The sequence below is a fragment of the Vogesella lacus genome, from assembly GCF_979366295.1.
This window is the reverse complement of record NZ_CEETQT010000008.1, coordinates 124,542-146,702: the sequence shown is the minus strand read 5'-3', so window position 1 is coordinate 146,702 and position 22,161 is coordinate 124,542. Positions and strand designations below refer to the sequence as shown.

Below are 22,161 nucleotides of genomic sequence, written 5' to 3'. Positions count from 1 at the left end.
GTCGAATCAAACGCTCGTTCGGCTGATTTTTTGCATTAATCAGCGCAAACAGTCATCATTCACCCCGTTTCAAAAAGGAGACCCTTATGGCGTTTGCCTTTCTCTTCCCTGGTCAGGGTTCGCAAAGCCTGAAAATGATGGATGGTTTTGCTGATCTGCCAGTGGTCAAACAGACATTTGATGAAGCTTCGGCCGTATTGGGCGAAGATTTGTGGGCGATGTTGCAGGCCGAATCGGCCGATGCCATCAATGCCACCGTAAATACCCAGCCACTGATGCTGGCGGCAGGCGTAGCGACTTATCGCGCCTGGCTGGCACAGGGCGGTGCCGTACCTGCAGCCTTGGCTGGTCATAGCCTTGGCGAATACTCGGCGCTGGTTGCTGCCGGTAGTCTGGCTTTTGCCGATGCCGTGCGTCTGGTGCGTCTGCGTGCGGAAGCCATGCAGCAGGCGGTACCTGCTGGTGAAGGCGCGATGGCTGCGATTCTGAACCTGTCGGATGATGACATTCGTGCTGCATGTGAAGAAGCTGCCCAAGGCGAAATCGTCGAGCCGGTGAATTTCAATTCGCCAGGCCAGGTGGTGATTGCCGGTAGCAAGGCTGCTGTCGAGCGCGCGATGGAGCTGTGCAAGGCCAAGGGCGCCAAGCGTGCCTTGCCTTTGCCGGTATCCGTGCCGTCGCACTGTACGCTGATGAAGCCGGCCGCCGAAAGGTTGGCCGCAGCATTGGCCGAGATTGAGATCAAGGCGCCGCAAGTGCCGGTATTGCACAATGCCGACGTTGCCAGCTACGACAATGCCGAGCAGATCCGTGATGCGCTGACACGTCAGCTGTATCGTCCGGTGCGCTGGACCGAAACCGTACAAAAGCTGGCCGGTGATGGTGTGCTGCTGATGGCCGAGTGTGGACCGGGTAAGGTGTTGGCCGGTCTGGCCAAGCGCATTGATGGCAATGTGGTTTGCCATGCGCTGACCGATGCCGCCAAGCTCGACGCTGCGCGTGCCGAGCTGGCCTGATCAAAGCAAGTTTTGGCCGCTTGCGGCCAACTCTGGAGAGCAAGAATGAATCTGCAAGGTAAAGTAGCACTGGTGACTGGCGCATCGCGCGGCATCGGTGCGGCAATTGCCGATACGCTGGCGGCGGCTGGTGCGAAAGTCATCGGCACTGCCACTTCGGAAAGCGGTGCAGCTGCCATTGGCGAGCGTCTGGCCCAGTGGGGCGGCGTTGGCATGGTGCTGAACGTCGGCGAAGCCGGCGCAGTAGAGGCCTTGATTGATACCATCGCCAAAGAGCACGGTGACGTGGCGATTCTCGTCAATAATGCGGGCATTACCCGTGACGGCTTGCTGATGCGCATGAAGGATGAAGACTGGGATGCCATCATGGAAACCAACCTCAAGTCGGTTTACAAGGCATCCAAGGCGGTATTGCGCAGCATGATGAAGGCCCGCAGCGGCCGCATCATCAATATTGCGTCCATCGTAGGCGTATCCGGCAATCCTGGTCAGACCAATTACTGTGCGGCCAAGGCCGGCATTATCGGCTTTTCGAAGTCGATGGCGCAGGAAGTCGGCAGCCGTGGTATTACCGTCAACTGCGTGGCACCAGGCTTTATCGATACCGATATGACCCGTGCGCTGCCGGAAGCCCAGCGTGAAGCGCTGGTCAACAAGATTTCTCTGGGTCGCCTCGGCGATGCCCAGGATATCGCTGATGCCGTGCTGTTTCTGGCATCCGATAAAGCCAATTACATTACCGGCCAGACACTGCATGTGAATGGTGGTATGTTGATGCCCTGATTAAGTCGGGGAATTGCAACAGCCCGCCATTTTTCATAAGCAGATCAGTCATTTGGCAGATTTGCAGACTTGTATGACAGGCTTTGCTGCGGTACATATTCCTGCGGGTTGTTGGCTGCGGTAGGCTATTGGCGGTTTTTTTTGTAGAATGGCGGGGTTTTATATCCCGCTTACAGAAAGGTAAGGATTAAAAAACATGGAAAACATCGAAGCGCGCGTTAAAAAGATCGTTGCCGAGCAACTGGGCGTAAACGAAGCCGAAGTGAAGATCGACTCTTCCTTCGTCGACGATCTGGGCGCTGACTCTCTGGACACCGTTGAGCTGGTTATGGCTCTGGAAGAAGAGTTCGAGTGCGAGATTCCGGATGAAGAAGCCGAGAAGATCACCAACGTTCAGCAAGCCGTTGACTACGTCAAGGCTCACCTGAGCAAGTAATCCCTATCCGGGCTTACTTAGGACCTCTGCCGGTGTGATTTCGCCTGCAGAGGTCTTTTGCTGTAGAGCCCTGAAACGTGCGTTTGATTCTTGCCATTGTGGCAGCGTACGACAGGACTTCGGGAGCCAGCCTCCCTTTTACGATGGAGATACCCTGTGTCAAAACGCAGAGTAGTAGTGACCGGCCTCGGGCATATTTCCCCGGTCGGCAACGATGTGAGCAGTGGCTGGGCCAATCTCCTGGCCGGAAAGAGCGGCATCACTGCCATTACCAAATTCGATGCCAGTGATATTGCTTGCCAGGTGGCCGGTGAGGTCAAGGGCTTTGACATTGGCCAGTATATTTCCGCCAAGGAAGCGCGCCGCATGGATACTTTCATCCATTTCGGCATCGCGGCGGCATTCCAGGCGGTCGCTGATGCCGGTCTGGATGATATTCCTGATCTCGACAAGACCCGCGTTGGGGTGAACATCGGCTCCGGTATCGGTGGTTTGCCACTGATCGAGGAAACCGGTGTGGCACGCTACGATGGCGGTATCCGCAAGATCGGCCCGTTCTTCATCCCGGGTTCGCTGATCAATATGGTGTCCGGCCAGGTGTCCATCCTGAAGGGCTTCCAGGGCCCGAGCTACAGCATCGTTTCGGCGTGCACGACCGGTGCGCACTGTATCGGTGACGCCGCGCGTCTGATCCAGTACGGCGACGCCGACATCATGGTGGCCGGCGGTACCGAAAGCACCATTTGCAGCCTGGCTGTGGGGGGCTTTTCGGCCATGAAGGCGATGTCTACCCGCAATGATGATCCGGCCACCTCGTCCCGCCCGTGGGACAAGGGCCGTGACGGCTTCGTGATGGGTGAGGGTGCCGGTGTCGTGGTGCTGGAAGAGTACGAACACGCGGTCAAGCGTGGCGCCAAGATCTACGCCGAACTGGCTGGCTTTGGCATGAGCTCCGACGCGCATCACATTACTGCTCCGAGCATGGAAGGTCCGGCGCGCGGTGTGAAGAACGCTCTGCGCGATGCCGGTATCAATCCGGATCAGGTGCACTATGTGAATGCTCACGGTACCTCGACTCCGTTGGGTGATGCCAACGAGACCGGCGCCTTGAAGCTGGCCTTTGGTGATCACGCCAAGAGTCTGGTGGTGAACTCGACCAAGTCCATGACCGGTCACCTTTTGGGTGCGGCAGGCGGTGTCGAGGCGATCTACTCGATTCTGGCTGTGCACAATCAGGTGTCGCCACCGACCATCAACCTGTTCGAACAGGATATCGAAGGCGGTTGCGATCTGGACTACTGTGCAAACACCGCACGGGATATGAAGATCGATGTGGCGATCTCCAACTCCTTCGGTTTTGGCGGTACCAACGGCACCCTGGTGTTCAAGCGCGTGTAAATCACGACAGCGGCCATGCCGTCATTGACACCGAAGATCGCTGCGATAAACTCGCGCGGTCTTTTTCTTTTGCGGCCAACCTTGGCGGGCCCACATCATGCATTACGAATTGCTGAATTTCACGCCGGATCTGCTGGCGCTGCACGCGGCGGATCGCCAGCGCTTTCCTTATCTGATGCAGTCTTCCGGCGATCATGGCTGGGACATCCTGATGGCGCTGCCGCAGGAAACCCGCATTTATCACGAAGGTGAAGGTGGTCGCTTCCTTGATGATGTGCGCGCCTTGCCGGCACCGCAGGCGGTTGCCAACCCGCATAGCCTGCCGTTTTCCGGTGGTTGGTTTGTCTACATGGCGTATGACTTGTTGTCCGAGTTCGAGCCGACCGTTCCGGCCGCGATCAGCGACAGCTTCCCGCTGGCCGCGTTAACGCGCATACCGGCGGCAGTGATTCATGACCGCAGCCGGCAGGAAAGCTGGTTGCTGGCAGAAACGGAAGCGCAACTGGATGCGCTCAAGCAGGCCATGGTAGCGGCCGAGCCGTTTGCGGCCAACCCTGTGAATTTGCAAAGCCTGCAAGAAGATCCGCCGCACTGGTATACCGATGCGGTAGTCAAGCTGAAAGACTACATCTACGAAGGTGATGTGTTTCAGGTAAATATCTCGCGCGGCTGGCAAGCCACACTGGCGGCAGATGTGCGGCCGGTCGATCTGTTTGCCGCCTTGCGCCGCGCCAACCCGGCACCCTTCTCTGCGCTGGCGGATTTCGGTGCTGCGCAGATTGTCAGCTCTTCGCCCGAGCGGCTGGTGCGCGTGCATGATGGCTGGGTCGACACCCGTCCGATTGCTGGCACCCATCCGCGTTCGAAAGATCCGGATGAGGATGCGGCACTCAAGCAACGGCTGATTTCCAGCATCAAGGAGCGTGCCGAGCATGTCATGCTGATTGACCTGGAGCGTAATGATCTTGGCCGCATCTGCCAGCCAGGTACGGTCGAGGTGAATGAATTGATGGCGGTGGCCAGCTACGCTTACGTCCACCATATCGAATCCAATGTTCGTGGCCGTATCCGCGATGGCGTGGACACCGTGGATGTGTTCCGTGCGCTGTTCCCCGGTGGCACCATCACCGGCTGCCCTAAAGTGCGCACCATGCAGATCATCCGCGAGCTCGAAAACAGTGCGCGCCGCGCCTATACCGGCAGCCTTGGTTACCTGAACCGTGATGGCAGTATGGATCTGAATATCCTGATCCGTACCTTCATGCAGCAAGGCGAACAGCTGCGCTTCCGCGCTGGAGGTGGCATTGTTGCCGACTCCGACCCCGAACGTGAACTGCAGGAAACCCGCCACAAGGCACGCGGACTGCTACGCGCGCTGGGTGTGGAACAGGCCTGAGTCTGGAGGCTGAATGTACCGCATTGTCGCGACTGATCCTGCTCATCCTGATGCACTGCCCGTGCTGACGGCGCTATCGGCAGCACTGGCTGCGATTACAGGTAGTAGCGGCGAAGCATCGTTTTCGCTGGATGATGTACGGGTAGAAGGCGCTGTTTTCTTGCTGGCTTATGACGAGCACGGCGTGGCTTGTGCTTGCGGTGCCTTGCGACCGCTGCATGATGGCGTCGCCGAGATTAAGCGCATGTACGCGGCGCCAGGCAGCCGCGGGCTGGGAGCCAGGGTGCTGACCGAATTGGAATGGCAAGCAAAGAAACTCGGCTATCGAGCCGTGTGGCTGGAAACACGGCAACTGAATAAGCGTGCGGTCAATTTTTACCTGAAGCAGGGCTATCGCGTGATCGACAATTATGGTCGTTATATTGGCCGGCCAGAAGCTGTGTGTTTCGGCAAGGCGCTGACATGCTGATCAACGGAGTGGTGACGGATTTGCTGCCGGCGACAGACCGGGGCCTGGCTTACGGTGACGGGATTTTTCGTACCGTAGAGTTGCTGAATGGTCAGCCCCGATTGTGGTGCTGGCATTGGCAAAGGTTGGCCGCAGACTGCGCAGCCTTGCAGCTGCCCTGCCCGGATCAGCATTTATTACTGGATGAGTTGCTGCAGGTCGGTTTGTGTCATGAGCGGGCTGTGGCCAAGATTACGCTGACGCGCGGCGCAGGCCAGCGCGGTTATGCCATGCCGAGTACGCCGGATGTGACCCGGATTGTCAGTGCCAGCCCTTGGGCAGGTTACCCGGCCGAACGGGCGGAACAGGGCGTGCAGCTGTGCTGGTGCGAAACGCGCCTCGGTATCCAGCCTAGACTTGCCGGCATCAAGCATCTGAACCGGCTGGAGAATGTATTGGCACGCAGCGAGTGGCAGGATGCTGCGATTGCCGAAGGTCTGATGTGCGATAGTGATGGCTTTGTCACTGAAGGCACCATGAGCAATCTGTTTCTGTTAAGTCATGGTGTATTACAGACACCGCTGCTGGATCGTTGTGGTGTGGCGGGCGCGATGCGGGCGTGGGTAATGGATACAGCTGCAAGGCTTGGCTTGCCAGTGCAGGAGGTGCGCTTGAGCAGGGCGCAGCTGTTACAGGCGGATGAGGTGTTTATCTGCAATAGTCTGGCAGGCATTTGGCCGGTAGTCAGCCTGCCTGAACGAACATGGCAAATCGGTACGTTGACGAGAAGGCTGCAGCAGGAACAGTCTGGTATTTGAGCGCACTGCCTTGGTAAAAAATAATGCGGCCAACCCGAAAAGGTTGGCCGCATTATTTTGTGCAACCGGTTTGATTAAGGCTTTGGCAGGGTTACGCCGCTTTGTCCCATGTACTTGCCGGCACGATCCTTGTACGACACTTCGCACTCTTCGTCAGACTCGAAAAACAGCACCTGTGCCACGCCTTCATTGGCATAAATCTTGGCAGGCAGTGGCGTCGTGTTGGAAAACTCCAGCGTGACAAAGCCTTCCCATTCGGGCTCGAACGGGGTGACGTTCACGATGATGCCGCAACGCGCATAGGTGGACTTGCCGAGGCAAACAGTCAGCACCGAGCGCGGGATCTTGAAGTACTCGACAGTACGACCCAAGGCAAACGAGTTGGGCGGGATAATGCAATAGCCTTTGCCTGAGACTTCAACAAAGGAGCCCGGATCAAAATTCTTCGGGTCAACAACGGTGTTGTTGATATTGGTGAAGACCTTGAATTCATCGGCGCAGCGAATGTCATAACCGTAGCTTGAAGTGCCAAAGGAAATGACCTTCTCCCCGTTTAGTGTTTTCACCTGATTTGGCTCGAATGGGGAAATCATGGCTTGTTGCTCTGCCATGCGCTTGATCCAGCGGTCGGACTTGATGGTCATGTTCAGGAAATATTAAAAAGTTTGTTAAAGCAGGCAATTTCAAGGACCTGGCGAACCGTTTCCTTGCAATTGACCAGTGCCAAGGCCTTGCCGGCACTGGCAGCACGTTCTTTCAGCAGCAGCAGCATGCCAAGTGCAGAGCTGTCGAGGTAGGGAACCTGTTCGAAATCCACCTGGATTTCGGAAATGTCACCGTTATCCAGCAGTTCCTGGCTCGCCTGGCGGAATGCCTTGTGGGCATTGAAGTCGAACTGGCCGATCAGGTAGATGATACCAATGTTGTCGCGGGTCTTGACGATAGGCTTCATGATGCTGGGTGTACTCATTTTCCTACTCCTTTTCAGGAATCGTGATTGAGAAAACGGTTGTGTCGTCACGGCGATTATAAGTCAGCTTGCCACCAAGTTCTTCCGCCATCATTGATGCCATTGACAAACCAAGACCTGTACCACTGGCACGGGTAGTGAAAAAAGGCTCAAAGATGCGATCTAGGTGTTCAGCAGGGACGCCGGGCCCTTTGTCGTGAACTTCTGCAATGAAGTCCACCCCTTCTTTTAATAAATATATATCTATCGCCTGAGCGTTTGGCGAATGAATGACTGCATTTTCGACCAAGTTAAGCAGTATGGGTGAAATTTTTTGCGGGACACTGAAGGACTGCTGGTTATGGTGTTTGATTTCAACATTCAGGCTGACCTGCTTGAGTTCGCATTGGGGCAGGAAAATCTGTTCGATTTCAGATTTAAGATCTTCAATCTGGATGTGGGTTGAGACTGTTTGTTCGCGTTCTTGCCTGACGAATGTCAGCATGCTCTGGACCAGCGATTCCAGTGCTTTGAGTCGATTGACAATCTTGCCCGTGAATTTCTTTCTGTCATCGGGTGACAGGTTTTCCTTTTCCAGATTCTTTGTATAAAGAAGAGCCGTCGAGAGTGGTGTTCTGAGTTGGTGTGCCAATGATGCAGTCATTTCACCCATGGCGGCCAACTTCTTGCGGTGAGCCAGTTGCTCGCTCAGATCCTTGATCATGGTGATATCGAACAGCAACAGCAAGCGATGCCCCATGCTCAGCTCACAGCACTGCTGTGAAAAATACCGAACCTGCCCGTTTGTTGTCGTTAGCTGCAAAGTAGCGTCATTTGCCATTTCTCCGGCAAAGCTCAGATCAAGGAGATCACCTGTTGTGGTTGTGGCGGGCAGTATTGCGCTTGCTGATCGGTTCATCGAGACAATTTTCTCGGCTGCATCTATTTCGATAACGGCAGCGGGCATGGCATCCAGCACAGTTGATAGTTTTTGGGCCAGCTCTGCATTGGTTTTTGACTTGCTGACCAGCTCATCATTGGCTTTTTGTAGCTCGACACCGAGCTTCTCGGCTTTGAGTTCAAGTAGCTGGTATGCCTTTATCAGCTCGTCACTTACCTGATTGAAGTGGGCAAATGCAGCTTTCAATGCCTCTTCATCGGTGTTTGTTGATAGGATATTAGACATTAGTCAAACGCCATTTGTAAGTACTGTTGGTCAGTATGATAATCTCTGTATAGCTTTTCTTGCAGCCGTGGTACTGGACTCAGGACAAGGGCAGAGGTGATACTAGCGTCCGCTTCGCTAAAGCTACTTGGAAGTCGGCTCGTTTAATGGCTAAGGTGTAGTGTAATAGGTGTGAGATTTTACTTTCGGAGGTTTCCGTGTCTGAGTTACTGAAAAAGATTGATGCCCGTACCAAGTTGGCCGGAACCAACAAGCTTGAGATCCTGTTGTTCTCCCTTGGGGTTGATCAAAGAACCGGGCGTAAGGAAACCTTCGGTATCAACGTATTCAAGGTGCGCGAGGTAATGCGCACGCCTGAGATTACGTCTGCGCCTGAAATGCCCTCCTCGGTTGAGGGGATGGTAAGTTTGCGCGGAAGCTTGGTACCAGTCATCGATTTGGCTCGATATGCCGGTATCGTGGGTGAGAAGCGCCCTGAGATCATGATTGTCACCGAGTACAATGGACATACCCAAGGTTTCCTTGTTGAGGCAGTTGATACGATCTTGCGTCTTGACTGGGCGGCGATGCGCGTTCCTCCGGAAATGATCACCAACCGTATGGGTGGTCTGGTTACTGCGGTTACCGAGCTTGAGGGTGGAACGCTGGTAATGATGATGGATGTCGAGAAAGTACTGGCCGAAACAGCCATGTATGGTGACGAGCATCAGTTCATCGGTATCGAACCACTGAAAGAGTCGCGCATGGTTTATTTTGCAGATGACTCTGCAGTGGCCAGAAAGCAGATTCAGCAAACTTTTGAAGCGATGAATGTCAAGTACGGTTCGGCTATTAACGGTATGCGTGCATGGGACGAGTTGCAAAGAATGGCAGCTCAAGCTGAGTTGGCTGGCCGCAAATTGAATGAAATCCTGCACCTTGTGCTTACCGACGTTGAAATGCCCGAGATGGACGGTTACATGCTGACCAAAATGATCAAGTCTGATCCGCGCTTTCAGGGGATTCCTGTTCTGATGCACTCCTCTTTGTCGGGTCAGTCAAACCAGAAGCTGGGCGAGTCGGTTGGCGTGGATGCTTATGTTTCCAAGTTCGAGCCACAGAAGCTGTCGATGAAGATTCGAGAAATGCTTAAGCTCTGATCTGTTCAATAATAATTTTTTATACGAGTCGTGAGGGCGTACCATGTCTGCATCTGATGCTTCTCTGCTTGCCACTGTCGATGCGCGAACAAAGTTAGCCGGTTCCAACAAGATGGAAATCTTGCTTTTCTCGCTTGGGACCCGTGAAACGTTTGGTATCAATGTTTTCAAAGTGCGGGAGGTTTCGCAGACACCTTTTGTCACCAAAACGCCGAATATGCCGTTTGGTGTTGAGGGTGTGTTGTCCTTGCGCGGCAACATCATCCCGGTCATCTCTCTGGCCAAGTTTATTGGTTGCCAGTTGGCTGAGGGTGGTTACGGCACAATGATTGTGACCGAGTTTAACAAGAGTACGCAGGCGTTTTTGGTGGATTCAGTTGACCGGATTATCCGGGTCGACTGGGACAAGGTTCGTGCCCCAGAAAATGTAATGAATGCATCACAGCAGACGTTGATAACTGCGGTGACTGAGCTGGAAGATGGCAAGTTGGTGTCCATACTGGATGTGGAACAGATTCTAGCCAGCGTTGTCGGTGAGACCCGGGTTCCTGATATTCCCCAAGCTCAGCTCGAACAAGATCAGTATGTTTTCTTTGTGGACGACTCTGTCGTTGCCAGGAAAGAAATTTCCAGCGTAATGGACAAAATGGGTCTTAAGTACCACCAAGCTAATAACGGCAAGGAAGCATGGGATAAGCTCCAGGTTCTGGCTAATCGGACGTGGTCTGACTCTGAAAGCCTTCACGACAATCTGAAGTTGATTCTGGTGGATGCTGAGATGCCTGAGATGGATGGTTACGTTTTGACCAAACTGATCAAGTCAGATGCAAGATTTAATGGCATACCGGTTGTAATGCATTCCTCCTTGTCGTCAAATGCCAACCGTGCGATGGGGGCTAGCGTAGGCGTTGATGCCTATGTGGCAAAATTTGACCCCGCAGTGCTTGCAGATACGATGATTCCGTTTCTGCAGCGATAAGAAGCAATGAATTGATAAATATATTTGGTCAGGACTACGCCAATGGCAGATAAAAATCTTCGGTTTCTGGTCGTGGATGACTTTTCGACCATGAGACGGATTGTGCGCAACTTGTTGAAAGAGCTTGGCTTCACCAATGTTGATGAAGCTGAGGATGGTCAGGTTGCATTGCATAAGCTGAAGACACAGCACTTTGACTTTGTTGTGTCTGACTGGAATATGCCGAATATGACCGGTATCGAGTTGCTACGAGCAGTTCGGGCAGATGGTCAAATAAAGCATTTGCCTTTTCTGATGATTACTGCAGAAGCGAAGAGAGAAAATATTATTGAAGCTGCGACTGCAGGTGCGAACGGCTACATTGTCAAACCATTTACTGCTGCAACGCTAGAAGAAAAAATGGGGAAGATTTTTCAGAATCTGAATCTTAATAAGTAAATAGCGATTGTAAATCACAGGGAGGGATAGTCGTGCCAGATCACGTACTTGAAAGTGGCGATTCTCCAGAGTTGGAAGACCTTTTTGACAGTATTGCCCGTCAACAAGCATCCGTATCAAATGTTGAGGGTGCTGGCAGTTCCATTGAAGGGTTTCCGGTACCAAGCCCAGAAAAAGCGCTTGCCATGTATGCGCAGATTGGGCAGATGACAAGAAAACTGCATGATGCGCTTCGCGAGCTTGGGTATGACAAGTCGCTCGAGAAGGTTGCGGATGCAATCCCTGATGCTAAAGACAGACTGAGCTATATCGCAACGCTGACAGCAAATGCTGCAGAGCGTGTTCTGAATGCAACTGATATTGCTAAGCCGCTTCAGGATGAGGTGCAGGCAAAATCATCCGAACTGTCTGCAAGATGGAGTTTGGCATTTGCAAACAAGCTATCTACTGTCGAATTCAAGCAGCTTGCCGAAGAAACCAGGTCTTTCCTTGATACAGCCAAGGCCAGTACGGCAGCGACGAATGCGCAGTTGATGGAAATCGTGATGGCGCAGGATTTTCAGGATTTGACTGGGCAAGTCATCAAGAAAGTAATGGAGATGGTCAAAACACTGGAAAGCGAATTGCTGACGGTGTTGATTGAGTATTTGCCTGCGGAGCGCAAAGGCGATATCAAACCTGATCTTCTTCAAGGACCTGTTGTTAATCCGGACGGCCGCTCTGATGTGGTGACGAATCAGCAACAAGTGGATGATTTGCTAGAGAGCTTGGGCTTTTAAGCTGTCGTTATTTCAGCCCATAGGCCGATGAGAATGAGGAAGTCGAAATGAGTGACTTTGCTGGAATGGAAGATCTGATGCAGGACTTCCTTATGGAGTCCACGGAGCTGCTGTCTGATGTTGATAACAAGCTTGTCGAGCTTGAAAAACGTCCTAATGACAAAGCACTGCTGAATGATATTTTCCGAGGCTTTCACACCATCAAGGGTGGTGCTGGCTTTCTGAATGTCACTTCGATGGTAACCATTTGTCATCGCACGGAAAATCTTTTTGACAAACTGCGCAATGGCGAATTGCCACTGTCTTCTGAACTGATGGACGTCATCCTGGACGCAACAGGTGTTGTGCGCGATATGTTCACAACTTTGTCTCAAGGGCTATCGCCGGCAGCGCCAGATCAAGGTTTACTTGATGCATTGGATAATGCCTTGGCCGGGAATCTGGGAGCAGTTTCGGCAGCACCTGCTATTGAGGCGGTAAAACCAGTCCAGGCACCGACAGCTGCTCAGACTAATGCCAATGATTCTTCTGGACCTGATTGGGAATTGCTACATTCGGCTGTGAACGGAACTGCTGGCTCCACCCAGTCTGAAAGGGTGGAGAAGCTTAGTCAGCATGAGGCGGTACCTGAGGCTATGTCTGCACCGACTCCTGCGCCTGCCACACCTGCGCCAGTCCCAGCTGTTGCGAAGAATCAGCCGAAACCGCCTGCGAACAAACCGACACCAAGCCAGGCTGTCGCCAGCGCGCCGCAAGAAAATACCATCCGTATCGATACGGTCCGACTTGACCAGGTATTGAATCTGTCCGGTGAAATTGGCCTGACCAAAAACCGGCTCACTACGCTGCGTACCGAGATTCTGCAGGGGAACATGGAGACTCATACCCTGCGCTCTCTTGATGAAGCAATCAGTCAGCTGGATTTGCTGGTCGGTGATTTGCAGAATGCGGTGATGAAGACCCGCATGCAGCCGATTGGTCGCTTGTTCCAGAAGTATCCACGTCTGGCGCGTGATTTGGCTCGTCAGTTGGGTAAAGAGGTTGAGCTGGTTATTACCGGTGAAGAAACCGAGCTGGACAAGACCATGATCGAGGATTTGAACGATCCGCTGGTTCACTTGGTGCGCAATGCTGTCGATCATGGTGTTGAATCGCCGGAAGAGCGCGTTAGCGTCGGTAAAAAGCCGCAGTCAGTTGTGCAGTTGTCGGCAGAGCAGGTCGGTGATCATATCGTCATCGAAATTGCCGATGATGGTAAGGGAATGAATCCTGAATCCCTGCGTCGCAAGGCGATCGAAAAGGGATTGATTGATGCAGAAACGGCAAATGGCCTGGATGAGAAGCAGTGTCTGCAGTTGATTTTCTTGCCAGGGTTCTCGACTAAAGACCAGATTTCGAATGTGTCGGGTCGTGGCGTCGGCATGGATGTGGTTCGTACCAATATTCAGAAGCTGAATGGCCGTATCGACATTAATTCGATTCAAGGTGAAGGCACCCGGATCAGTATTTCCTTGCCACTGACCTTGGCCATCTTGCCTGTACTGGTTGTTCGAGCTTGTAACCAGCCATTTGCGGTTCCTTTGGCGATGGTTCGTGAAATCATTCCGATTGATGTCAGTGCAATTCAGGAGGTTTCTGGTCGGCCGACTATCGTTGTCCGTGATGAGATTCTGCCTTTGCGCACACTTTCAGGCTTGTTGAACTGGGAGCCTACGCAGAAGCCTCAGTTTGGTGTGCTGATGCAGTCTGCAGAAAAGTCTTTCATCCTTGCGGTTGACTCGTTTGTTGGCAGGGATGATGTCGTGATCAAGCCACTGCAAAATATCAGGCCTAAAGGCGTTGCTGGTGCGACCTTGTCTGGAGATGGTTCGGTGGTGCTGGTGCTGGATATGGAAGATTTGCTTTCGGGCCAGGGGGATGTGGTGAACAATGCTCAGATTACACGCAGTGCCGATCATTTCACTTACTGAGCAAGATATTAAATGACTGTTTGTGCTTTTTTAGGGCGACAGCCTGTATTGAACCGGAATCAGCAGCTCATAGGATATGAGCTGCTTTTTCGTCAGAATGAATCCTCTACAGAAATCGGTAGTCATGCCGAGCTGGATGCTGATACCGAAGTACTGGTCAATACCCTGAATCATATGGGTACTGGTTGGCTGGTCGGAAACAAGCTGGCATTTATCAATGTCGGAGAGTCCATGATCAGCAGTGATTTTCTTGAGCTGCTGCCGCCCAGAAGAGTGGTGCTGGAACTTGCACCAAACCTGAATCCAAGCAACGAGTTGCTGTCGAGAATCCGGCATTTGCGTTCATTGGGCTTTGGCCTTGCGCTGGATGGTTTCAGTTTTGACTCACCCTCATGTGCTTTTCTTGACCTTGCTAGCTACGTGAAGCTGGATGTTCAGGCAATGGAGAGCGCCGCATTCCAGGCGTTGGCAGTACGTTTGCGCAGCTATCCGGTTATTCGCATTGCCGAGCGTGTCGAAACATACGAGCAATTTCATTTGTCTCGGGATTTAGGACTGGATGGTTATCAGGGTTACTATTTTGCCCGCCCTGAGACCCTGTCTGCCAAGGTTATTCACCCAGCCTTTACCAATACGCTGAAGTTACTGAATCTGCTACGGCAAGATGCGCCTTTGCGTGATGTCGAGGCTGTGTTGAAGCTTGATGTAGCGATGACATTCAAGTTGCTACGCTACGTCAACTCTGCAGCCGCTGGGCTTAATACGACTATCAGTTCGTTTTCTCATGCCTTGACGGTGCTGGGTTACAAGCGACTTTATCGCTGGTTGACTCTCTTGCTGGTTACCAGCTCCGAGTCGGGCCTGATGTCTCCTGCCTTGCAGAAAACGGCAGTAACGCGCGCGCGCCTGATGGAGCTGTTGGCGCAGAGTGTTGCCGATGGTGAGGCTGCTGACAGCTATTTCATTACCGGCATGTTCTCCTTGCTGGATGCTATTTTTGATATGCCGATGGAAATGGCACTTGCCCATCTGAATCTGCCGGATGATGTCTGTGCCGCGCTGGTCAGCAAGGATGGTCGCTTGGGAAGTGTGCTGCAATTGGTCTTGGCAATCGAGCAAGAGCAAGCAGATATATCCACACTGGCGTTCAAGGTTGGTGTCAGCGCCGAGCAGCTTAACCTGATACAGACAGAAGCCTTGGCTTGGGTAGAAGAACTGGGCTTGTAAAAATACGGAAAATCAAATGAATATTCTGGCGCTGGATACATCAAACGCCTACCTGTCGGTCGCCTGCAATGTCGGCGACCGTTTTTATTCCAGAAATCAAAGGGTAGACCACGGTCACTCTGATGAATTGCTGCCACTTATCCAGGTGCTATTGCTCGAAGCAGGTATCAGTCTGTCCCAGCTTGATGCGATTGCTTATGGCCAAGGGCCGGGCGCTTTTACCGGCCTGCGTATTGCTTGTGGTGTGGCCCAAGGACTGGCTTTGTCGCATGAGCTACCCCTGCTGCCGGTGATTACACTGGATGCAGTTGCCTTCGCGGCGGGACAGCCGCAGTTACTGGTAGCGCTTGATGCCAGAATGGGAGAGTTCTACTGCGCCCACTACCAGCGTGGCAAGCGAGTGGGCGAGATCAGCTTGTGCACTGGCGAGGCATTGGCGTTACCTGATGGCTGTGACGTACTTGTCAGTGATGCGCCGCAAATGCTGTCCCTGTCCATCGAGTGTCAGGTGCTGGAAGCTCGTCCTGATGCCGAAAGCTTTATCCGCATGGCTCATGCCGGATTGCTGACTGCGGTGCCGCCCGAGCAAGCTGGCCTCGTCTATGTGCGCGACAAGGTGGCATTGACAGCTGCCGAGCAATTGGCACGCAAGGCATGAAGCTGGCCTTGCTGCAAGATGTGACCCTGGCGGATGAGCTGGCCCTGCTGGAAAGCGAAGTCACCGCATTTCCGTGGACAGCCGGTATGTATCGCTCGGCACTGGAGAGCGCGACCGTATCAATCTGGTATGGCGTACAGAGTGAAGCTATCAGCTGTGTGCTGGTGCTGGAGAGGGTGCTGGACGAGTTGACCATCCAGAACCTGTTTGTTGTCCGAGCCTTTCAGCGGCAAGGTCTGGCCACAAAGTGCCTGCAACAGTTGTGTGAGCAAAGCAAGGCCGCAGCCGACTGGCGCATCCTGCTCGAAGTACGGGCAAGCAATGAAGCGGCAATCAGGCTTTACCAACAAGCAGGATTCCAGCAGAGCGGTTTGCGCAAGGGCTATTATCGTGCCGAAAACGGCCGCGAGGATGCGATCCTGATGGAGTTTGTGCATGACTAGGCAAATGCTGCAGCTAAGCGAGTTGGGGTTGGCCCCTGTATGGCTACGCCGCAATGTCGACTGGCAGGCGATGAGCAATGTTGATGACGGCGGCCATCAGGAACTAACAGTGGCCGCATCACCCAGTCTTGCGGCCAACCTTGTTGCTGCAGAAGCTGGTGCAGTCAAAGCCGACTTTATCGCACCACAAGAAGTCGTGGCGTTACCTTCGAATCAGTCGGAGATCAACCGGCCGATGCGTGCATTTTCCAGCTGGGAAGCCTTGCAGCACGAAGTCAGTGTCTGTCGGCAGTGCAAGTTGTGCGAGACCCGTACACAAACCGTATTCGGCAAGGGTAATCGTGCTTCTCGACTGCTGTTGATTGGCGAAGCACCTGGCGCGGAAGAGGACAGGCAGGGCCTGCCTTTTGTCGGCAAGGCCGGGCAATTGCTGGATAATATGCTGCAAGCCATCGGCATGGATCTCGAATCCTGTTACATCGCCAATGTGCTCAAGTGCCGCCCGCCGGGTAACCGTAATCCGGCCCCTGATGAAGTGCTGGCCTGCAGTGATTACCTGCAGGCGCAGATCGCGATGATCAAGCCGGATGTGATTCTGGCGCTGGGTCGTTTTGCTGCGCACAGCCTGTTGCAAAGTGAAGAGGCTATCGGCAGCCTGCGCCGCCGCCAGCATGACTATCAGGGCATTCCTCTGCACGTGACCTTCCATCCGGCCTATCTCTTGCGTAGCCCGAACGAAAAAGCCAAGGCCTGGCAAGACTTGCTTGCCGTCAAGAAAACCCTGCAGGCGGGCCATTAAGCCCGTCTCGCCCCTGTGGAGCAAAATAATCAATGTGGTTTCGCCAGCTGACTTTCTATCGCCTGCCTGATAACAACCTGCCCGATATCGACCGTCTGAACGATGCCTTGCACAAGAGGCCATTCAATCGCTGCAGTGGCCTCGAATGGTTCAGTGAAGGCTGGGTCGCCCCTGCCGGCCATCTGGATCAGCCGGTTTTCTCGCAACAAGGCAAGGTGCTGTTCAGCATGCGCCGCGAAGACAAGGTATTGCCATCCGGCGTGATTCGCGATCAGCTGGACGGCAAGATCAGCGAGATCGAGCAGCAGGAGCTGCGCAAGGTTGGCCGCAAGGAAAAACTGGCGCTCAAGGAGCAGATTACCGACGATCTGCTGCCGCGCGCCTTTACCCGCTCTTCGCGCACCAATGCCTATCTGGATCTGACAGGGCAGTGGCTGGTAGTGGATAGCGGTACCGCCTCACGCAGCGAGAGCCTGCTGACTGCCCTGCGTGAAGCCCTGCCACCGTTCCCGGCCAGTCTGCCTCGCACCCAGTTGTCGCCAACCGTGGTGATGACCGACTGGTTGGCCGCCGGCGAAGCCAATGGCGTATTCGAGCTGGATGCCGATTGCGAGCTGAAGGAAAGCGGCGATAACGGCGCAGTGATTCGCTGCACGCGCATGGACCTGACCGCCGACGAGCTGCGCCAGCATATCGCCGCTGGCCGTCAGGTGACGCGCCTGGGCCTGATCTGGCGCGAGCGTATCCGCTTTACCCTGACCGATACCTTGCAGCTCAAGCGTCTGCAGTTTCTGGATGTGTTGCAGGAGGAAGCCAGTCAGGCCGGTGATGATATGGCCAGTCTGTTCGAGGCGACATTCCTGTTGATGAGCGAGGAGCTGGGCCAGCTGCTGGCTGATCTGGTTGAGGCTCTGGGAGGCTTGCAGGAAGAGGGTGCTGCGACTGCTGCGCCGCTGCCCTCGCCAACTGTGCAGCCGGCTGGTGCAGTCCCCGCAAGCGGGCCTGCCGAATCAGGCGATACGCCGCCCTGGGAATAAACCCGAGCAGGCGCATGAAAAAAGCCGTCCATGGTCATGGACGGCTTTTTTACGTGCGATGAAAATTGCTTAACTATCCAGCCACAAAGACATCTGCAGCGTGTCGTGAAAGCGGCCGTCACGGAAGCCATGGCCTTTTAGCAGCGCCTCCTGCTCGAAACCAAACTTGCGATACAGCGCGATAGCCGGTGCATTGTCGGCGTAGACATGCAGCTCGACACGGCGGTACGGGTGCCAGTGGCGCAGTTCGTCCAGCAGAGCCTTCATCAGCGCGCTACCAATGCCATGCCCTTGCCACGCCGGGTTGATGGTGATGCCGATGCTGACGTTATGCGCCAGGCGCGGGTTGGCCGCAGTCTGGAAGGCGCTACAGGAGCCGATCAGCTCGCCGCTTTCGTGCTCGGCAATAATCAGCGTGCGATCTCCTTTGGCGACTTCTGCCAGTCGCTTTTCCCAGATAGCCGTGCTTGGGTAGGGCAGTTGCAGCGTGTTGCCGTAGCAGCTTTCATACGCCATGTTGGCCGCAAAACCGGCCGCGTCTTCCGGCTCGGCGCTGCGCAGCCGGTATTCGCCGGCAGGGCGAGGTGATTTGCTTGTTGGTTTGGCGGCAGGCTCATCCAGCGCGTTATGCGCGAGCTCGCCAGCGGCAAAGCGTAGCCGTGCCATGCGCATGGTATCGACATGGCGGCCGAACTGTAAGGCATCGCGGCGGGCAATACCTTCTTGCACAAAGCCGAACTTTTCATACAGCGCCTGGGCGTGGAGATTGTCAGTCATGACGCCCAGCTCGATGCGCTTGAGTCCCAGCCAGTTGTCGGCCAGATCCAGTACCGCCTTCATCAATGCGCTACCCACGCCTTTGCCTTGCCAGTCATCACGAATCAGCATGAACAAATCGGCGCTGTGGCGCAGGCGTGGACGGGTGTTGACGATCAGGCCGGCATTGCCGATCACCTCGCCTTGCGGGCTGATGGCGACCAGCGAATGGATATTGTCGGGTGTGCTGGCAAGACGCTGCCGGGTTTCGGCACGCGCCTTGAACGGGCGTTGCAGCGTATTGGGCACCACGCCGGGGCTGGTGAGAATGCGGTGCAAGGCATCGGCATCGGCCGGGGTGGCGCGGCGGATGGGATATGACATGGTCTGTCCTTTCGAGTTGATGGGCCGCTGCAGGGTAGGCAGCACCCGAATCAACAGAATGGCATATCAATATGCTGCTTTGCAATATGCATGGCAATAAATTTGGCGCGATGGGGTCGTGTGAGGGAGAGAGCCATGATTGCGCCATCATGGCTGGCAGATCGTGCTCATGCCTTGCCCGGATAGACTCGCGGGCAAGGCATCAGGGTTTGGCTGAGCTCAGTGGCGGCGCGGCTGACTGGCGCGGTCCACCAGTACCATCAGATGCTGGTAGGGAATGCCGCCGTGTTCCGACAGGCCGATTTCGCAAGTCGCACTGGTGGAGAAACCGCTACCGCAGTCGCGTACCTGCTCGCGCAGACCGGTGAGGGCGCTTTCGTTCAGCTCCGGGTGCGAAAAGCCCTTGTCGCCGGCAAAGCCGCAGCAGGTGATGCCCTTCGGTTCCAGCACTTGCGTCGCGCAGCGACGTGCCAGCGCGTTGAGCATGCCGGCCTGTCCCTTCTTGCGCATGCTGCACACCACATGCAGCGCCACCTGTTCGTCTTGCGGGGTGAAGTGCAGATGTTCGGCAGCGACTTCGTGCACAAAGCTGGTGACGTCCATCACCTGCAGGCGCGGGTCATTGATGCCATCAAGAATGGCCGCGGTGCAGACGCCATTGTCGATGATCACCGGCAGGCGGCCATTGTCGCTGACGGCCAGTAGTGCGGCTTCCAGCTCGCTCACTTTTTTGTCGGCAGCGTCCTGCGCACCTTTGGACTTGAACGGCGTGCCGCAGCACAGATTGGCGAGGCCGTCCGGGTAGACAATGCCGTAGCCGGCTTTGCCCAGCACCGAGGCCACCACTTCGTTCAGCGGGCGCTGGTCTGGCATGTGGCGCGACGGTACGAAGGTGCGGGTGAGGCAGGATGGCAGGTACACCACTTGGCGCGGGCTGTGCGCGTTGACGCCCAGCGTTTTCATCTTGCCGGCGGCACGCGGGAAGTAGCGGTTCCAGCGCGGAATCTTGCGGCCAACTACCTTGCGTAGCACACGCATCACGCCGCCGGTGGCGCCGTCGCCAGCTACCGCGTGTACCAGGTCCAATGCTTTCAGCCCCAGCTTGGCACCCGTGGTGGCGGTGGCAAAGTTGTCAGCCAGCGTGTTGGCCGCAGCCCAGCCGACATCGCTGAGGCTGGCCTGGCGGATCAGGCTGGTGAGGCTGCCGGTATTGATGCCGACCGGACAGGCGGTTTCGCACAGGCCACAGGTGGTGCAGGTCTCGTCGCCGGCGTACTGGTAGGCGGCGCGAATCTCGCCCAAGCGTTGACTGTCGCCTTGTTTTTCCAGCAGCGCCATTTCACGGTTGGCCACGATGCGCTGGCGCGGGGTGAGGGTAATGGCGCGGCTGGGGCACATTACTTCGCAGAAGCCGCACTCGATGCACTTGTCGATCAGCGGGTTGGCCGCAGGGATCGGTTTGAGATCACGCACGTGCAGCAGTTTGTCGTGGGTGATGATCACATCCGGGTTCAGAATGCCTTGCGGGTCGAACAGCGCCTTGATTTCCTGCATCAGGCGATAGGCGGCCGGGCCCCATTCCATTTCCACGAACGGTGCCATATTGCGGCCGGTACCGTGTTCTGCCTTCAGCGCGCCTTCGTACTCCACTGCCACCAGCTGGCACACCGCCTCGATAAACGCCTCGTAGCGGGCGATCTCGGCCGGGCCGCTGAAGTTGGGGGTAAATACAAAGTGCAGATTGCCTTCCAGCGCGTGCCCGAAAATGATGGCCTCGTCGTAATGGAACTGGCGGAACAGCGCCTGCAGCTTCAGCGTGCCCTCGGCCAGATGCTCGATGGGGAAGGCGACGTCTTCGATGATCACCGTAGTTTCGGCGGCGCGCATCGCCCCCACGCTGGGGAACATGCCTTTGCGGATGTTCCAGTACTGGGTGTATTCGGCCACATCGCTGGTAAAGCGGATGCCGGTTTCGGTGGCGATATGGCCAATAAAGCCTTCGATGGCCGCCACGTTGGCCGCAATGGCGTCCGGGCTCTCGGCGCGGGTTTCGATCAGGATGGCAGCAGCGTCCGGCCCCAGCGTCTTGATGAAGTCCGGCACGCCGGCCTTGTTCTCGACCGACTTCAGGCTGGCGCGGTCCAGCAGCTCGGCCGACGACACCACGTCCTTGTGCTGCGCCAGAATCTGGATGGCGTCGCAGGCGGCCTTGATGTCGGGGTAGAACACTAGGCTTGATGCCTTGTGCGGGTGCTCTACCACGGTTTGGTAAGTCACCTCGGACACAAAAGCCAGTGTGCCTTCGCTACCGACGATCAGGTGCGCCAGCATGTCCACCGGGTCGGCAAAATCCAGCAGCGCATTCAGGCTGTAGCCGGTGGTGTTCTTCATCTTGTACTTGCGGCGGATGCGCGCGGCCAGGGTGTCGTCGGCCAGTACCCGCGCCCGCAGTGCTGCCAGCTGCGCCAACAGGCCGGCGTGGCTCGCGCGGAAGGCGGCAACGTTGGCCGCATCCGCAGTATCCAGCACAGTGCCGTCAGCCAGTACCATGCGCAGCGATTTCAGCGTCTGGTAGGTGTTTTCGGCTGTGCCGCAACACATGCCGCTGGAGTTGTTATTGACGATGCCGCCTATCATCGCCGAGTTGATGGTAGCCGGGTCCGGGCCGATTTTGCGGCCGAAGGGCAGCAACGCGGCGTTAGCCTCGGCACCGATTACACCGGGTTGCAAGCGGATGGCCAGGCCATTGTCCAGTACCTGCAGTTTTTTCCAGCCGTGGCTGGCCACCACCAGAATCGAATCGCTGACTGCCTGGCCGGACAGCGAGGTGCCGGCGGCGCGGAAGGTGACCGGCAGCTGCAAGCTGGCTGCCTCGCGCAGGATGGTGCGCACTTCGTCTTCGTTTTCGGTCTTGATGACGATCTTGGGTGTCAGCCTGTAACAGGAGGCGTCGGTGCCGTAGGCGAGGGTGGACAGCGGGTCGCTAAAGACGCGCCGCGACGGCATGCTTTGCAGGATACGTTGCTGGAATTCGCGATAGTTGCCTTGCAGCATGGCTGGACTCTCCGTCGGCGCGTTTTTATGAGGGGATGATTCATCTTGCCATAATTGTCACGCTTTCC

General features: G+C 55.4%; 22 protein-coding genes. 17 read left to right on the top strand and 5 right to left on the bottom strand.

The genetic code is table 11. The annotated features are described in order from the left end of the window. Positions 1–86: 86 nt before the first annotated feature. The 7 genes from fabD (at position 87) to pabC (ending at position 6,295) form a co-directional block, all read left to right on the top strand. The gene (gene fabD, locus ACZ9W6_RS11885; RefSeq protein WP_465191376.1) at positions 87–1,016 is read left to right on the top strand and encodes an ACP S-malonyltransferase; all 930 of its coding nucleotides are present in this window, start codon (positions 87–89) and stop codon (positions 1,014–1,016) included. 45 nt (positions 1,017–1,061) lie between these two features. Continuing rightward, on the top strand, positions 1,062–1,799 hold the full coding sequence (fabG, locus tag ACZ9W6_RS11880) for a 3-oxoacyl-ACP reductase FabG (RefSeq protein WP_465191375.1): 738 nt from the start codon (positions 1,062–1,064) through the stop codon (positions 1,797–1,799). A gap of 196 nt (positions 1,800–1,995) precedes the next feature. Continuing rightward, positions 1,996–2,235, top strand: a complete 240-nt coding sequence (acpP, locus tag ACZ9W6_RS11875) for an acyl carrier protein (protein ID WP_465191374.1) — start codon at positions 1,996–1,998, stop codon at positions 2,233–2,235. Between the two features lie 156 nt (positions 2,236–2,391). After that, positions 2,392–3,633 carry a beta-ketoacyl-ACP synthase II gene (gene fabF, locus ACZ9W6_RS11870; RefSeq protein ID WP_465191373.1) on the top strand — a complete coding sequence of 414 codons (1,242 nt, stop codon included), beginning with the start codon at positions 2,392–2,394 and terminating at the stop codon, positions 3,631–3,633. Between the two features lie 97 nt (positions 3,634–3,730). Then, complete coding sequence (locus ACZ9W6_RS11865; RefSeq protein WP_465191372.1) at positions 3,731–5,029, top strand: aminodeoxychorismate synthase component I; 1,299 nt, start codon at positions 3,731–3,733, stop codon at positions 5,027–5,029. Between the two features lie 13 nt (positions 5,030–5,042). After that, a complete protein-coding gene (locus ACZ9W6_RS11860) occupies positions 5,043–5,498 on the top strand; it encodes a GNAT family N-acetyltransferase (protein ID WP_465191371.1) in 456 nt (151 codons plus the stop codon). Continuing rightward, a complete protein-coding gene (gene pabC, locus ACZ9W6_RS11855; RefSeq protein WP_465191370.1) occupies positions 5,492–6,295 on the top strand; it encodes an aminodeoxychorismate lyase in 804 nt (267 codons plus the stop codon). The genes ACZ9W6_RS11860 and pabC overlap by 7 nt, the downstream gene beginning before the upstream one ends. Before the next feature lie 74 nt (positions 6,296–6,369). Here the strand turns inward: pabC and dcd are convergent, their stop codons facing one another. From dcd to ACZ9W6_RS11840, 3 genes are read right to left on the bottom strand one after another with little or no spacing between them, the layout of a single operon-like run. Beyond that, positions 6,370–6,939 (bottom strand): dCTP deaminase, encoded by a 570-nt coding sequence (gene dcd, locus ACZ9W6_RS11850; protein WP_465191369.1) that lies wholly within the window; start codon positions 6,937–6,939, stop codon positions 6,370–6,372. 2 nt (positions 6,940–6,941) lie between these two features. Beyond that, complete coding sequence (locus tag ACZ9W6_RS11845; protein ID WP_465191368.1) at positions 6,942–7,265, bottom strand: STAS domain-containing protein; 324 nt, start codon at positions 7,263–7,265, stop codon at positions 6,942–6,944. A gap of 4 nt (positions 7,266–7,269) precedes the next feature. Further along, the gene (locus ACZ9W6_RS11840; RefSeq protein WP_465191367.1) at positions 7,270–8,430 is read right to left on the bottom strand and encodes a sensor histidine kinase; all 1,161 of its coding nucleotides are present in this window, start codon (positions 8,428–8,430) and stop codon (positions 7,270–7,272) included. Between the two features lie 197 nt (positions 8,431–8,627). Here ACZ9W6_RS11840 and ACZ9W6_RS11835 point away from each other — a divergent pair, with 197 nt between their 5' ends. Genes ACZ9W6_RS11835 through ACZ9W6_RS11790 form a run of 10 tightly spaced genes read left to right on the top strand, consistent with a single transcriptional unit; the run spans position 8,628 to position 17,899 of the window. After that, positions 8,628–9,569 carry a chemotaxis protein gene (locus ACZ9W6_RS11835; protein ID WP_465191366.1) on the top strand — a complete coding sequence of 314 codons (942 nt, stop codon included), beginning with the start codon at positions 8,628–8,630 and terminating at the stop codon, positions 9,567–9,569. 43 nt (positions 9,570–9,612) lie between these two features. Next, positions 9,613–10,548 carry a chemotaxis protein gene (locus ACZ9W6_RS11830; protein ID WP_465191365.1) on the top strand — a complete coding sequence of 312 codons (936 nt, stop codon included), beginning with the start codon at positions 9,613–9,615 and terminating at the stop codon, positions 10,546–10,548. A gap of 42 nt (positions 10,549–10,590) precedes the next feature. Next, a complete protein-coding gene (gene cheY / locus ACZ9W6_RS11825) occupies positions 10,591–10,986 on the top strand; it encodes a chemotaxis response regulator CheY (RefSeq protein ID WP_465191363.1) in 396 nt (131 codons plus the stop codon). Between the two features lie 32 nt (positions 10,987–11,018). Then, positions 11,019–11,765 carry a protein phosphatase CheZ gene (gene cheZ / locus ACZ9W6_RS11820; RefSeq protein WP_465191362.1) on the top strand — a complete coding sequence of 249 codons (747 nt, stop codon included), beginning with the start codon at positions 11,019–11,021 and terminating at the stop codon, positions 11,763–11,765. A gap of 47 nt (positions 11,766–11,812) precedes the next feature. Continuing rightward, positions 11,813–13,735 (top strand): chemotaxis protein CheA, encoded by a 1,923-nt coding sequence (locus ACZ9W6_RS11815; RefSeq protein WP_465191361.1) that lies wholly within the window; start codon positions 11,813–11,815, stop codon positions 13,733–13,735. Positions 13,736–13,747: 12 nt separating this feature from the next. Beyond that, entirely contained in the window at positions 13,748–14,962 is a 1,215-nt protein-coding gene (locus ACZ9W6_RS11810; RefSeq protein WP_465191360.1) for an EAL and HDOD domain-containing protein, read from the top strand. A gap of 16 nt (positions 14,963–14,978) precedes the next feature. Beyond that, positions 14,979–15,620, top strand: coding sequence for a tRNA (adenosine(37)-N6)-threonylcarbamoyltransferase complex dimerization subunit type 1 TsaB (tsaB, locus tag ACZ9W6_RS11805; RefSeq protein WP_465191359.1), 642 nt, complete (start codon positions 14,979–14,981; stop codon positions 15,618–15,620). Further along, on the top strand, positions 15,617–16,063 hold the full coding sequence (gene rimI, locus ACZ9W6_RS11800; protein ID WP_465191358.1) for a ribosomal protein S18-alanine N-acetyltransferase: 447 nt from the start codon (positions 15,617–15,619) through the stop codon (positions 16,061–16,063). Before tsaB ends, rimI begins: the two co-directional genes overlap by 4 nt. Continuing rightward, complete coding sequence (locus ACZ9W6_RS11795; protein ID WP_465191357.1) at positions 16,056–16,862, top strand: uracil-DNA glycosylase; 807 nt, start codon at positions 16,056–16,058, stop codon at positions 16,860–16,862. The genes rimI and ACZ9W6_RS11795 overlap by 8 nt, the downstream gene beginning before the upstream one ends. A 32-nt stretch (positions 16,863–16,894) precedes the next feature. Next, a complete protein-coding gene (locus ACZ9W6_RS11790) occupies positions 16,895–17,899 on the top strand; it encodes a recombination-associated protein RdgC (protein WP_465191356.1) in 1,005 nt (334 codons plus the stop codon). Between the two features lie 69 nt (positions 17,900–17,968). Here ACZ9W6_RS11790 and ACZ9W6_RS11785 read toward each other — a convergent pair whose 3' ends face one another. Next, complete coding sequence (locus tag ACZ9W6_RS11785) at positions 17,969–19,039, bottom strand: GNAT family N-acetyltransferase (RefSeq protein ID WP_465191355.1); 1,071 nt, start codon at positions 19,037–19,039, stop codon at positions 17,969–17,971. 219 nt (positions 19,040–19,258) lie between these two features. Next, positions 19,259–22,093: an FAD-binding and (Fe-S)-binding domain-containing protein gene (locus ACZ9W6_RS11780; RefSeq protein WP_465191354.1), complete on the bottom strand. Its 2,835-nt coding sequence runs from the start codon at positions 22,091–22,093 to the stop codon at positions 19,259–19,261. Between the last annotated feature and the right edge of the window lie 68 nt (positions 22,094–22,161).